General features: G+C 42.8%; 10 protein-coding genes. 7 read left to right on the forward strand and 3 right to left on the reverse strand.

The features are described 5' to 3' along the window. Window positions 1-6: 6 nt before the first annotated feature. A complete protein-coding gene (locus BM176_RS00295) occupies window positions 7-1,704 on the reverse strand; it encodes a chloride channel protein (protein ID WP_090098391.1) in 1,698 nt (565 codons plus the stop codon). 92 nt (window positions 1,705-1,796) lie between these two features. On the opposite strand from BM176_RS00295, the gene BM176_RS00300 reads away from it, so the two are divergent. Next, window positions 1,797-2,471, forward strand: a complete 675-nt coding sequence (locus BM176_RS00300) for a Crp/Fnr family transcriptional regulator (RefSeq protein WP_090098393.1) — start codon at window positions 1,797-1,799, stop codon at window positions 2,469-2,471. 78 nt (window positions 2,472-2,549) lie between these two features. On the opposite strand, the gene BM176_RS00305 is transcribed toward BM176_RS00300, so the two are convergent. Next, a complete protein-coding gene (locus BM176_RS00305) occupies window positions 2,550-4,961 on the reverse strand; it encodes an ABC transporter permease (RefSeq protein WP_090098395.1) in 2,412 nt (803 codons plus the stop codon). A gap of 183 nt (window positions 4,962-5,144) precedes the next feature. Between BM176_RS00305 and BM176_RS00310 the strand changes: the two genes are divergently transcribed. The 6 genes from BM176_RS00310 (at window position 5,145) to BM176_RS00335 (ending at window position 13,535) form a co-directional block, all read left to right on the forward strand. Beyond that, entirely contained in the window at window positions 5,145-6,437 is a 1,293-nt protein-coding gene (locus tag BM176_RS00310; RefSeq protein ID WP_090098397.1) for an SWIM zinc finger family protein, read from the forward strand. Between the two features lie 4 nt (window positions 6,438-6,441). After that, window positions 6,442-7,920: a DUF5691 domain-containing protein gene (locus tag BM176_RS00315; protein ID WP_090098399.1), complete on the forward strand. Its 1,479-nt coding sequence runs from the start codon at window positions 6,442-6,444 to the stop codon at window positions 7,918-7,920. A gap of 12 nt (window positions 7,921-7,932) precedes the next feature. Then, on the forward strand, window positions 7,933-9,012 hold the full coding sequence (locus tag BM176_RS00320; protein ID WP_090098401.1) for an ATP-binding protein: 1,080 nt from the start codon (window positions 7,933-7,935) through the stop codon (window positions 9,010-9,012). Then, entirely contained in the window at window positions 8,931-11,198 is a 2,268-nt protein-coding gene (locus tag BM176_RS00325; RefSeq protein WP_255373389.1) for a DUF5682 family protein, read from the forward strand. Before BM176_RS00320 ends, BM176_RS00325 begins: the two co-directional genes overlap by 82 nt. 180 nt (window positions 11,199-11,378) lie before the next feature. After that, window positions 11,379-12,521 carry a VWA domain-containing protein gene (locus tag BM176_RS00330; protein ID WP_090098406.1) on the forward strand — a complete coding sequence of 381 codons (1,143 nt, stop codon included), beginning with the start codon at window positions 11,379-11,381 and terminating at the stop codon, window positions 12,519-12,521. Window positions 12,522-12,593: 72 nt separating this feature from the next. After that, window positions 12,594-13,535, forward strand: coding sequence for a helix-turn-helix domain-containing protein (locus BM176_RS00335; protein ID WP_090098408.1), 942 nt, complete (start codon window positions 12,594-12,596; stop codon window positions 13,533-13,535). 349 nt (window positions 13,536-13,884) lie between these two features. Here BM176_RS00335 and BM176_RS00340 read toward each other — a convergent pair whose 3' ends face one another. Continuing rightward, window positions 13,885-14,448, reverse strand: coding sequence for a hypothetical protein (locus BM176_RS00340; protein ID WP_090098410.1), 564 nt, complete (start codon window positions 14,446-14,448; stop codon window positions 13,885-13,887). Window positions 14,449-14,486: the final 38 nt, after the last annotated feature.

A 14,486-nucleotide genomic window follows, 5' to 3' on the forward strand; every position in this document is an offset into this window, starting at 1 on the left:
ATACCACTATTTTTTAAGCAACTGTTTTCCTTTTACAATCATTTTATACCCACTTCTTTTTACTGATATCGCACGCTGATATCCCTCCCCTCCACTACGCTGTTTTCCGTAAGCAGCAAGGACCAGCCGGGCTGTCAGCACTCCTATCACCTTTTTATCACTCTTTTCTACAACAGGTAAGGAGTCAACATTATATCGATCCATTAAAGCAGCAGCTACACTTAATTTACTATCGGGATATACATATACCTCTGGCACTCCTTCTACGGTAACGGTCTTATCCATTGCCTCTTCTGCCCTGATTCCCTGTAGTATATCAGGAGAATAAGCATCCGGTGTTGTGACCCCGCGACGTTGAATTTTCTCTGTCATGATACTGCTTTTCATCAGGAAAAATGAAACGAAATAAGAAGCGGTACATGCACCGAGTAATGGTAATAGGCCATGAGGTTGCATAGTTGTTTCAAATGCAAATACAATAGATGTGAGCAATGCTCTTGCAGCACCTGCAAACATCGCGGCCATGCCTATCAATGCGCAGGTTGGCAGATTGATATCACTATGAGGAAACACTGTTAATACCAGCATTCCCAGACCTACGCCCGTTGCTCCGCCAATGGTGAGTAATGGTGCCAGTGTACCTCCTGAAGTACCACTGCCTAAAGAAACAGACCAGGAAATAAATTTGAGGATACATAATCCGATGACTATCTGCAATGATAAATTACCACTCAGCAATTGCGAGATGTTACTATATCCTACACCAAGTGTATAGGGTGCAAAATATCCGACTACGCCTACGGCAATAGCTCCTATGGCTGGCCACCACATCCAGTGAATCGGTAATTTCTCAAACAGGTCTTCTATAAAATAAATGCTTTTGGAGATGAAAGCTGCTATTACACCAGTTACGGCTCCCAGTAAAATATACCACATCATTGCCTGGGAAGTGGCAGCAGGAATTACCGGCATTTCAAAGACCGGTGCTGTACTGAAAAGCATGAAATGCATAGCAGTTCCGGTAGCGCATGCCAGTGCTACGGGAATGATAGAACGGGGTGAAAACTCAAACAATAATAATTCTATGGCTAATAATACAGCGGCTACCGGTGTGCCGAAAATAGCGGCCATACCGGCGGTAGCTCCTGCTGTCAGCATGATTTTCCGTTCATTGGGGGTAATATTCATGATCTGCCCTGCCAGTGAACCTAATGCACCACCTGTAGCGATAATAGGGCCTTCTGCTCCAAACGGGCCACCTGTGCCTATTGCAAAGGCTGCGGAGACAGGTTTCAACCAGGTAATAATCGGTTTGATCTTGCTGTCATTCGTTAGTACCTGTTCCATCGCTTCGGGGATACCGTGCCCTCTGATGGCGGCAGAACCTAGCTTTGCCATCACTCCCACAATAAGACCTCCAATTACAGGTACTATTATTACCCAGATGCCTAATGTATTATGCGCTGGACTGCTTTCCTCAAAAGAAAAACGCCCGTAAAAAGATAAATTGGTAATTAAACTGATCAATGCTACCAGTCCTTTGGCTACAAAACCAATCACGATTGCATTAAAAACTGTCTGAATACTCAGAAAGAATACCCGCTTTGAAACTACCGGCCCTTCCGGTTCGAGATAAGCATCTATACTAAGATCTAATGATGGCGCAACAGGAACAGACCGATCACTGTTTTCTTTAAACCGCATGAGTTGTTAATTTTCCACAAAAGTATTACATAAACAATACTTTTAAGAACATTTTTTATATTTTTGCTCAATAAACATTGCACAGACAATATATGAACCATAATCATGGTGATTGCTTTTTATGCCGGTACAGCCTGCCGGAGTGGTTCACAGCCATCAGTACAAATGCCAGGCTGGTCAGCTTTAAAAAGGGACAATCCATCTTTACAGAAGGAGATGTTGTAACAGGGTTTTACTTTCTGCATACAGGTAAGGTGAAAATTCATAAACAATGGGGGGAGGATAAAGACCTGATTATAAAATTTGCCGGAGCTGGAGATGTACTGGGACATAGAGGGATGGGCACCAATCAGTTCTATCCCGTGTCTGCTACAGCATTGGAAAATATCACTGCCTGCTTTGTTACACCAGAGTTTCTTAAAACTACCCTGAAGGTTAATAATGAACTGACTTACCAGCTGATGCTTTACTATGCCAATGAATTACAGGAAGCAGAGAAAGGCATCCGGAATATGGTGCATATGGATGTAAAGAGCCGTATTGCAGATTCTTTACTGAAAATAGCCTCCCTGTTCGGAATAAATGATCAAGGTGAAATTAACAGTACACTTACACGGCAGGATATTGCTTCTTTTGTGGGTACAACATATGAAACCTTATTCAAGCTCATGAATGAAATGATTCATGAAGGAGTTATTGAATCATCAGGGAAAAATATCCGGATACTGGATAAAAAGAAACTGAACTCATTTATCAAAAATGGATAATCCCTGAAGCTGTTCAATAAAAAAGCCGCTCCAATATTTTTGAAACGGCCTTTTTCGAATGTATTGCTATTAAACTTATTATTCCGATTTCAGGCTCTTTATAGGATTTGCCAGTGCTGCTTTGATCGTCTGGAAACTGACAGTAATAAGGGTGATGGCAATGGCAAAGAATGCGGCCAGCACAAATACCCACCAGCTGATATTTATGCGGTATGCAAAATCCTGTAACCACCTGTTCATAATGAACCATGCTAATGGTGAACCTATAATCAATGCTATCATTACCAGTTTTAAAAATTCTCTGGATAACAGTGTTACAATACCGCTCACTGTAGCTCCCAATACCTTGCGGATTCCAATCTCTTTAGTTCTTTGCTCAGCGGCATAAGTCACCAGCCCAAACAGTCCCAGGCAGGCTATGAGAATAGCAAAAAAAGCAAATGACAAGAACAGTTTACCGGTACGCTGCTCTGCATTATACAACCTGTTAAAATCATCGTCCAGGAATGAATATACGAATGGCTGGCCTGCCATCCCATCCATACCATGAAAAGCACTTTCTATTTGTTTAACAGTGGCTCCAATATTTTTTGTTGAGATCCTGAATGCCATGGTAGACCTTACTTCGGATAATCTGAATACTACTGGTGGTATGATATTTCTCAGAGAACCTGCATTAAAATCTTTCACTATCCCGATCACATTTAATGCCTGTCCGCCACTATATAATGTTTTACTCAACGGGTCTTTTCCAAATCCTAATAAACGGGCTGCGGTTTCATTCATAACAATTGCCTGTGTATCTGTAGGCATCTTCGGCGAGAAATTCCTTCCTTTAGCCATTTCCATACCCAGTGTGGGTATATAATCAGCATCAACACTCCATTCTGTTAATCCTAACACCTGCCCTTCACTCTGGGCTGCATCTTTGGAGTAAATGCCAGTATTCAGATCCATTGCTGTGGGAAGAGCGCCCGCCATTGTTCCAGCCTCTACGCCTTTGATCTGCAATACTTCACTTTTAAATGTCTGTGCATGCGTCCATAGAGATTTAATATTACCTAACACGAGTACCTGTTCTCTTTTATAACCCAGGTTTTTGTTCCTTATATAATTCAGCTGACTGTAGATAACAAGCGTACCTACTATCAATACAATCGCCGTTGCAAACTGGAACACTACTAAACTATTCCTGAGCCATCCCCCCTTAAAACCTGTGGCAATCTTACCTTTCAAAACTTTCACGGGCTCAAAGGAAGAGAGGAAAAATGCAGGATAACTACCTGCCAGTAAACCTACTGTGATAGCTGCAAGCACTAATGAAGCAAATATCCAATTTGCGGCAAACAGATTCAACACCATTTGTTTTCCAGCCAGCTCATTCAGAAAAGGCAATAACAGTATTGCTATAAAAACTGCCAATACCAATGCAATGATACTGGTTAATACAGATTCTGTGAGGAATTGAGAGATAAGATTTGAACGTTGTGAACCCAGTACTTTACGCACTCCTACTTCTTTAGATCTTCCTGCAGAACGCGCAGTGGAGAGATTCATAAAGTTAACACATGCAATCAGTAAGATGATAACAGCGATCACAATAAAACTATACACATACTGAATATTTCCGGAAGGTTCCTGTTCATTTGTAAGCGTTGAATACAAATGAATTTTAGTAAGAGGAATGACATCATATCTGAAATGCCCGCCTTTCTTTTCCAGATCACTGATACTGCTTCCTACCATCTTTATGAGCGATGGCTCCATATATTTTTTAGTGACCTGCTTCAGATAGGTTTCAAGCATATGCTTATCTGTAGCGGGCTTTGTCAATATGTACGTAGTAAAATTATCCGTCATCCAGTTGTTATCACGACTCTCTTCCAGTCCGACCATTGCCTTAATGAAGTTCATATGGATATGCGAACGGGAAGGCATATCTTTTATCACACCGGTAATTGTATAAGTATCGGTATTACCTACCTGTAATGTTTTACCGAGTACATCTGTGCTGTTAAAGTATTTCTTTGCCATACTTTCCGATATTACCATCGTATTGGCCAGCGTTAATGCAGTTTTTGGATTACCCACAATCATTGGTAAGGTAAACACATCAAACAAGGTAGAATCTGCAAAGGTAGCATTGTGCTCTATCAGTGTTTCATTTCCTTTTTTTACCAACATATCTCCTATACCGGTGATACGGGCAGATCTCTCCACCTGTGGATAATCATTTACCAACACAGATCCCAGTTGGGCAGGCACTGTCCTTTCTTTAAAAACACTCCCGTTCACGAGAAAATCTGCATTAATCCGGTAGATCCGGTCGGCCTTTTCGTTATATTTATCATAACTCAGTTCATCTGCTACAAACAATGTAATCAGCAAACATATAGCTAACCCTATTGCCAGACCAAAGATGTTTATGGCAGAGAAAACTTTGTTATTCCAAAGGTTCCTTAAAGCGATCTTAAAGTAGTTTCTGAACATCAACAGTAAATTTATCCTATTATGATGAACATGTTATCCTAAGAAAGTGCCAGATTTACATTCACATAATAATCAATACCTTACAATAAAATATATTGTTAAAACTGTCCGTTTTTGATACGCATAGTGTTCGCTTTTGGAATTTTGTATTACTTTAAAAGCCAATTTACCGGGACAAATTATATGCAACTAACAGAAGAACAAGTACTGGCGCTGGCCCCTGACGATTCTTCCCGCAAAGCAGGAAGGGAATTAAGCGGTCCCTCAAAATGGGTCACCAAAGGTGCGAATGAACAAGCATTATGGGGTGAATGCCAGGGAAGCGGTAGCAAACCCTATCAGACACAGGTAGATCTGAACGGGATGGCTTTTAAATGCAGTTGCCCCAGCCGCAAATTCCCCTGTAAACATGGTATTGGATTACTAATACTCTACGCAAGGCAACCCGCTGATTTCACCACCACTGAACCACCTGCATGGGTAAGCGAATGGTTAGGTAAAAGAGAAGAAAAGGATACTAAAAAGAAAGAGAAGCCCACCAATGAAGCTGCACAAGTTAAAAGACAACAGGCCCGGGAGCAGAGTGTGGAAGATGGACTGGCAGAACTCCTGTTATGGATCAAAGATATTGTTCGTAATGGCCTCATCGGCATCCCTGAAAAAGATCCATCTTTTTTCATCAATATGACCCGGCGTATGGTTGATGCCAAAGCCCCCGGACTGGCAGGACTTGTGAAGACGGCCAGCAATCTTAACTTTTACCGTGAAGGCTGGCAGACAGAGTTTACAGATCTGCTGGTAAGGATGTATTTGCTGATAGCAGGTTATACCAATAAACAATCACCCGCTTTATTGGAAGATCTGCGCAGTGGTATTGGATTCACACAAAGTCAGGATGAATTACGCGAGCAAAAAGGCATTACTGATATATGGCTGGTATTAGGAAAACAAACAGAGGAGGAAGACTCACTCACCGTAGAACGGAACTGGCTATACGGTATCAATTCAAAAAAGTATGCACTGGTATTACAGTTCAGTGCTATGTCACAGGCAATGCCACTTAACCTGATACCAGGATTTTTCCTGCAGGCAGAACTGGTGTACTACCCTTCTGCACAACCATTACGGGCGTTGATCAAGAGCCAGGTAGTAGCAGCCACCATACCTCCCGTTTCAGGTATAAGCAGCTGGCAGGAAGTGGCAGAGTTAGAAACAGCTTACAATAGTGTATTGCCATTCAACACAGCAAGACCATTCCTTATGCAACAGGTAAGACCAGTGCAATATGAGGGAAGCTGGTGGCTGGCAGATAGCAGCAACAGACTGGTAAAAGTGAAAGAGAGTTTCACCGGCATATACCGGTTGATGGCAATCAGTGGTGGTAAACCGTTGGACCTCGCTGTGCTGGGAAGTGAGAATAATTATGAGCCATTGGGAATATTGTGGGGCAACCAATACATTTTCCTCTCAAACTAATAACATGCAGTTCTGGAACCATATTATACAAACAGCCATGCTGGGCACTGATAAAAAACAGATCGCCATCAGCGAACTTCCGGAAGCAATGGCAAATGCAACAACAATCATTACCGGCAATACAGCGATAGATAAAGAAGAACAGTTCTTACAGATAGCCAGTCTGGCAGCTAACTACAGGCAAAGCGGTGCGCAACCTTTACATAAAGAAGGTATCACCATTGAGTTGGCTCCACCGGAAGAAAAGCCTTACTGTAGTAATCGTGCCAGCGGAGTGTTGAAAGATATCCTGGACGAAGATTCCAATCCATTACTCGCGTTATGGCTGGAACACTGTGTCAGCGCCGGACAGCTGACAACTCCATTGTTGCTGCCATTACTACTTGACAAAGCCACACAGCATAAAACACTGCGTACTAATGTAGAGCAGTGTATGGGAAAACGTGGTGAATGGCTGTGTGGATTTAATAAAAACTGGCAGTTCTCCGCAGCAGAAACAGATGAAGAACGTTGGCAAACTGGTAAACCGGATCAGCGGAGACAGGTATTACAACAATTGCGTAATACCAATCCAGCCCTTGCACGTGAATGGTTACAACAAACCTGGGCACAGGAAAATGCCAACAGCAAAGCAGAATTGATTAAAGCACTGGAAGTAAACCTGGGTGCAGAAGATGTGGAATGGCTGGAAAGTATCTCTACTGAGAAAAGTCAGAAAGTGAAAGAGGAAACACTTAACCTGCTCAGACAGATCCCCTCCTCCACTATTATACAGCAATACTGGCAAATAGTACAGCAGGCAGTTACACTCAAGAAAGAAAGTGCCTTTCTGGGCTTAGGTTCCAAGACGGCTTTAAGCATTCAGTTACCAGCTGTTGTAGATGATAAGATCTTTAAAACAGGTATTGAAAAACTGAGTAATGATAAAGCTGTTTCTGATGAAGATTTTATCCTGTATCAACTGATCAGTTTTATTCCTCCGGATTTCTGGGAAACTCATTTTAATGAAACGCCCACAGTTATTTATCAGCTATTTTCAAAACATGAAAATTTACTTCCTGCATTGGGAGAAGCTGCCGGCAGATTTAAGAACCGTACATGGGCTCCATTATTTACCGGCAACACTGGCAGGCATTACCTGAGTTTATTACAATTGCTTCCGGCTAAAGTAAGAGATGCATATGTGGTGAAACATTTTGATGACATGCAGGAAATGGTGATTCCTTTTATTACACAGGATAATATGCCGGAATGGTCGATGCCTGTTGCAATGGCTGCTATCATCTATACCGCATCAGAGCCCTCTCAGTTTACACGAAGTTTTTACAGCAAAAATATTCACCTCATACCGGTGCAGATGGCTGCTGAATTAGCTAACTGCACTCCGGCAGATCCATATAAACATTATACCTGGCGCAGCACCAGTGAATATCTTTTAAAATTGTTGCGATTAAAAGAAAGAATAATACAATCCTTTTCATAAAATATTAAATCTATGTCCCAGGTTTTACGCGGTCATGCAGAACAACTATACGCACAGGAATTAGAAGAACTTAAAAAACAGGATAGCGGGAAAGTTCCTGCTAACTGGAAATTAACACCGCAATCGGCTGTTACTTACCTGGTAGGTGGTAAACTGAAGAACGGCTTTGAAGTAACACCCAAATACATCGGCAGCCGCCGGCTAATGGAAATTGCGGTGGCTACACTCACGACAGACAGGGCATTATTATTATACGGTTTGCCCGGTACAGCAAAAAGCTGGGTGAGCGAACACCTGGCTGCGGCTATCAGCGGCGACAGTACAATGATCATCCAGGGAACCGCCGGTACCAGCGAAGAATCTATCCGTTATGGATGGAATTATGCACGTTTACTGGCAGAAGGTCCAAGCGAAAATGCTATTGTGGAAACACCAGTGATGCGGGCTATGAAAGATGGCAAGATTGTACGTATTGAAGAGTTGACACGTATCGGGGCAGATGTGCAGGATACGCTCATCACCATCCTGTCGGAAAAAATGCTGCCCATCCCGGAACTGAATAAAGAAGTGCAGGCCATTCGCGGCTTCAATGTGATAGCCACTGCCAACAACCGCGACAAAGGTGTGAACGATCTTTCCAGTGCATTGAAACGCCGTTTTAATACCGTGATATTACCAGTGCCTGATACCATAGAGGAAGAAATAGATATTGTAAAACGCCGTGTGGAAAGTTTTGAGAAAGTGATGGAAGTACCTGCCGAAGCTCCGGCATTACATGAGATCCGCCGTATTGTGACCATCTTACGGGAGTTACGCAATGGTGTGACCCTTGACGGTAAAACAAAACTGAAGGTTCCTTCCGGTACATTAAGTACAGCAGAAGCTATTTCAGTAGTGAACAGCGGTTTGTCAATGGCGGGTTATTTCGGCGATGGCAGACTGACGGCAGAAGATATGGCCGCTGGTATTATCGGTGCAGTAATAAAAGATCCTGTGCAGGATAAAATAGTATGGCTGGAATATCTGGAAACAGTAGTGAAAACAAGGGAGGACTGGAAAGATATTTACAGGGCCTGCAGAAATATGATGTAATGGTTCATACACTGGGAATACGTCACCATGGGCCAGGAAGCGCAAGGAATGTGAAAGCATTTCTCGAAGCAACAAAGCCCGATATTGTATTGGTAGAAGGCCCTCCGGAAGCGGATGCAATTTTACAATGGAGCAATCATACAGAACTGAAACCTCCAGTAGCTATCTTAATCTACCAGTCAGATAATCTGCAGCATTCCGTTTTTTATCCTTTTGCGGAATTCTCTCCTGAATGGCAAGCCATCCAATATGCTTACGAGCACCATATACCCGTGCGCTTCATGGATATGCCAGTGGCACATGTATTTGCTCTACGGCAGGAAGAAACAGTACATGAACATCAGGAAAATCCGGTGGGCTGGCTGGCAGAAGCTGCTGGTTATACCAATACTGATAAATGGTGGGAACAAATGTTTGAACACCGTACCGGCAATGAACAGGTATTTGAAGCCGTAAGTGAAGCCATGCATACGGTAAGAGAAATGGCTCCGCCGGATAAAGATCCTAATGAACCGCTCCGGGAAGCCTGGATGAGAAAAATAATCCGGCAGGCACAGAAAGAAATGTATACGGAAATAGCAGTGATTTGCGGGGCATGGCATGTGCCTGCGCTGACCACTATGCCTTCTCAGAAAGAAGATAATGACCTGCTGAAAGGTTTGCCAAAAGTAAAAACAGAATGTACCTGGATTCCGTGGACTTACGACCGGCTCAGCTTTTATAGCGGCTATGGTGCGGGGATTCATAGCCCCGGATGGTACGAACATATCTGGCAGTTTCCCCACGATGATGGTACTCAGTGGATGGCAAAAGTAGCCCGGCTGTTCCGTGAAAAACAGATGGATACCTCCGTTGCACATATTATAGAAGCGGTACGACTGGCACAAAGCCTGGCAGCATTGCGCGAACGTCACAGGCCAGGACTGGAAGAATTGAATGAAGCAACGCTGAGCGTGTTATGCAACGGTGAATCTGTACTCATGAAACTGATCCATGATGAACTCATCGTCAGTAATAAAATCGGTGGTGTTCCTTTCGATATTCCTAAACCGCCTCTGCAGGCAGATATAGAAAGGCTGCAAAAGAAGTTACGTCTGCCCACTACTGCCGACTGGAAAGATTATGTGTTGGATTTAAGAAAAGAGAATGATCTGGAAAGAAGTATTTTCTTACATCGTCTGCAATTACTGGATCTCAATTGGGCAGAAAAGGTGGATGTAAGTGGTAAGGGAACTTTTAAAGAGCAGTGGCGCTTACAGTGGGATCCTGCCTTCATTATAGATATTATTGACAAAGGAGTATGGGGTAATACGGTAGAAACGGCTGCTGCTGCTTATGTGAAACATATGGCCACCAGCGCCTCCTCCCTACAGGTATTATGTACCCTGCTTGAAAATGCATTACCGGCAGAACTGCCACAGGCCGCAGCTGTGCTGATCCAACAGGTAAGTAACCTGTCTGCCGCTACCGGGGATGTTATCCAGTTAATGGAAGTAATTCCGCCACTTGTAAGTATCAGCCGTTATGGCAACGTACGTAAAACTGATGCAGAGCTGGTTACGGATATAGCCGTGGGCATGATCACGCGGATTTGTATTAGCTTGCCCGGTGCCTGCACCGGCATTGCAGATGAGGCGGCACAAACATTACTTCAGTTGTTCCTGCAAATGAACAACACGGTAAATATTTTACAGCAGCCGGATATCACCTCCCAATGGCAGCAAACATTGCATAAGATAGCGGCCAGTAACAGCACCAGTCCGATACTTGCAGGGTATAGCACCCGCCTGCTGGCAGACTATAAATTATTCAGCAGTGAGCAGTTGGTACAGGCCTTTTATAGTGCGATGTCTGCCGCTATACTTCCGAACATTGCAGCAGCCTGGCTGGAAGGTTTTCTCAAAGGCAGTGGAACATTATTGCTGATAGATGCTGATCTGTGGCGCGTTGTAAACGACTGGGTACACCAACTCGATGAGAATAATTTTATCCAGGTATTACCATTGCTGCGCCGCACCTTTGCCGGTTTTTCTACTCCGGAAAGGAGAAAACTCGGCGAAAAAGTGAAACATGGAGACAGCAAAACACCAACGTCTCAGCCAGAGAATATTATTGCAGATGAAAGGGCTGCTAAGGGCCTGCCCGTTATCATGCAGTTATTAGGTTATAAAAATACGGATGTATAACATAGGATAATTATCAAATGTCTGCTGTTATCATTCAGTTATCAGGTTATAGAAACAAGGACGCATAATTACAATACACCAGTTCTTATACGGTTGAGTTACAAACAGGAAACAAACAAATGATGTATACTATTACCGGTGTGAAACCAACCTATAGTTATGTCATAAAAATCATTTAGCATGACACAGGAAGAAGAACAGATTCGCAAATGGAGGCTAATATTGGGAGGTGAGCAGAATGATGGTACGGACTTCAAACTGAATAAAACAGACCTTCAGATGGATGGCGCGCTATCTGCATTATATGATAGCGACCGGCAGGGTGGACTTGGTCCCTCCTCTCCTAACGTGAGCCGCTGGCTGGGCGATATCCGTACTTTCTTTCCCAATACCGTAGTACAGGTGATGCAGCAGGATGCCCTGCAGCGGTTAAAACTCACCCAGATGCTGTTTGAGAAGGAGATGCTGGAACAGGTGGAAGCTGATGTGCACCTGGTAGCAACTTTGATGACACTTAGCCGGGTAATCCCTGACAAAACTAAAGATACCGCCCGGAAAGTGGTACGTAAAGTGGTGGATCAGTTACTGGCTAAACTAGCACAGCCAATGCAGCAGGCTGTGACCGGCAGCATCAACCGAAGCACCCGGAATACCAGGCCCCGGCATAATGAAATCAACTGGCATAGTACCATCCTGAAAAATCTGAAACATTATCAACCTGAGTATAAAACCATTATCCCGGAAACGCGCATTGGTTATGGCCGCAAACGTACCTCACTGAAAGATGTGGTGCTGTGTCTCGATCAAAGCGGATCGATGGGAACCTCTGTGGTATATTCGGGCATCTTTGGCAGTGTAATGGCCAGCATCCCTGCCGTGAACACTAAAATGGTGGTATTTGACACTGCCGTGGCAGATCTGACGGAAGAACTGACTGATCCGGTGGAGCTGCTGTTTGGCGTGCAGTTGGGTGGAGGTACTGATATTAATGCGGCATTGACTTATTGTCAGCAAATCATTACCCGCCCATTGGATACAGTTATGGTATTGATCACCGATCTTTTTGAAGGAGGAAATCCGCTCAAAATGCGGCAGAAAGCCACAGAACTCGTAGCTGCCGGCGTTCAGGTGATCGTTTTGCTGGCCCTGAACGATGAAGGAGCCCCTTCATACGATCATGAGAATGCACAGTTCCTGACAAATCTTGGCATCCCGGTATTTGCCTGTACCCCAGATCTTTTCCCCGATCTGATGGCCGCGGCATTGAGTAAACAGGATATTACGTCCTGGGCTGCCAAAGAAGAGATCGTACTAAAGAAATAAGGCACTATACTAAAGTATACCATTCATGGATAGCTGGAATTAGGCAATTTCCACTAATTTTGGCCCTTTATTATGAATACGACTACTCCAATATTGGATATTCCATCCACTATAAAATATTATCTGTCACTTGACAAAAAAGTGGAACAGAGTTTTGGGATGGATAAATATGATGAGCTCCTGCATCCTGATAATTTTGCATTACTCAGCAATGAAGGTAGCGTGAAGAAAGGAATGCCAATCAAAACGGATCATTACGCTGTCATACTTTGTATACGTGGTAGCTGTTCTAAAACAGTAGGGGCATTTACTTTTGAAGTAAAGCCCATGACCCTGCACATCGTTTCTCCAAGATATATTACTTCGTTCGAAAATGCCTCAGAGGATCTGCTGTTATATATGGTGATGTTTAAAAAGGAATTCATTGCAGATAGCTTCATCAAACAAAGTGTGCTCGATCCTTTGATGGATCTGAATCCGGCTTGTCCTCCCATCTATAAATTATCCGAACCTGACTTTGTAAAAATAAAGCACCTGTATGAAAAAATGGATCTCGAATACCGGGATAACAAACCATTTTATCTGCAGATTATTCGTCTGAAACTGGTAGAATTGCTATATGAAGTAAACCGTTCTTTTGAACAGTGTACTGATAGTAAACCACACCATCAACTATCCAGACAATATACGCTGTTTGTAGAATTCAGGAACCTGGTAGAAGATCATTTCCTGACCAAAAGAACAGTACAGGAATATGCTGATATGTTACATGTATCGGCTAAACATCTGAGTGAAGTGGTGAAACAGGAAACCGGAAAAAATGCATTGCAGATTCTTCATGGCAGAATGTATCTCGAAGCCCGTCTGCTGCTAACAACCTCATCTCTGAGTGTAAAAGAAATTTCTGATCAGCTGAACTTCGATACCAGTTCTCATTTCAGCCGCTTCTTTAAAAAGTTTGCAGATGAGAATCCTTCAGAGTTTAAAAAGTTTTCTACAACCCCATTGTCATAAAAAGCAAGAAAACTTATAGCTTTGTTTAGGGGAGTTAGGGGACACATAATAGTGAGTCTATATACTGAACGCACATTGAACAAAGATTGGACATTCGTTGGACAATCTTTGATCAGGGATAAGTGTTCAAAGATTGTCCAACGAATGTTCAATGTATGAAGCAAATATCAACTCAACCCCAACCCTCCCGGAAGACATTATTAATTTATTCTGATTAGCTATACACTTTGCATTTTCGCAAATAAGCTGATTTACAACCATTTAGAATATAATTCAAAAAAGGGGTGCATCAATTTTTGATACAACCCCTTTCTGTTTTCAAAATTGACTCTCCCTGAACTATGAATTCCTATAATCCAAATGCGTAAGCAACCCTTATCCCTATTGTATTGTTTGATTCTCCTCCGTCAACAAACTTCGAATTCCCTTCAAATTTCACACCGGCATCAAGATAATTCCCTTTTTTAAGGTGAATTAAATACCCTATCTGCGGACTGTAAACAAATGCGGTCGATTTATCATTATACAAACTTGTTCCGTTTGTAATGAAGGTCACACCTGCCTGTCCCTGTACATATAAATTCAGTTTGTTTACCGGGTAATATCTCAAACCAGCTTTTACAGGAATGAGTTGCAGATCCTTTATGCCGGGAGCATTGTCTGCAAAAACATTGGTATAACCGGCGTTCAGATTTACATACAATGTTCTTTTGATAATAGCCAGATCCCCCTGTATTGATCCCCCTAATGACCAGTTATAATAATTGTTCCAATTCCCTACCGGTATTCCTGCTTCTGGTCCTGCACTTAAAATTAAAGCCGGTCTTTCATTTTTACTCTGTGCGTTTGTTCCTATTGCCAGGCCCATAATCAGGCACAATGAGGCAATTCCTACCTTGATTGTCTTTTTCATCGTCTTTCGTTTTATCTAATTTTAATCTATCGTTTATA

Origin of the sequence: Chitinophaga sp. CF118, assembly GCF_900112615.1 — a bacterium.
GTDB lineage: Bacteria > Bacteroidota > Bacteroidia > Chitinophagales > Chitinophagaceae > Chitinophaga.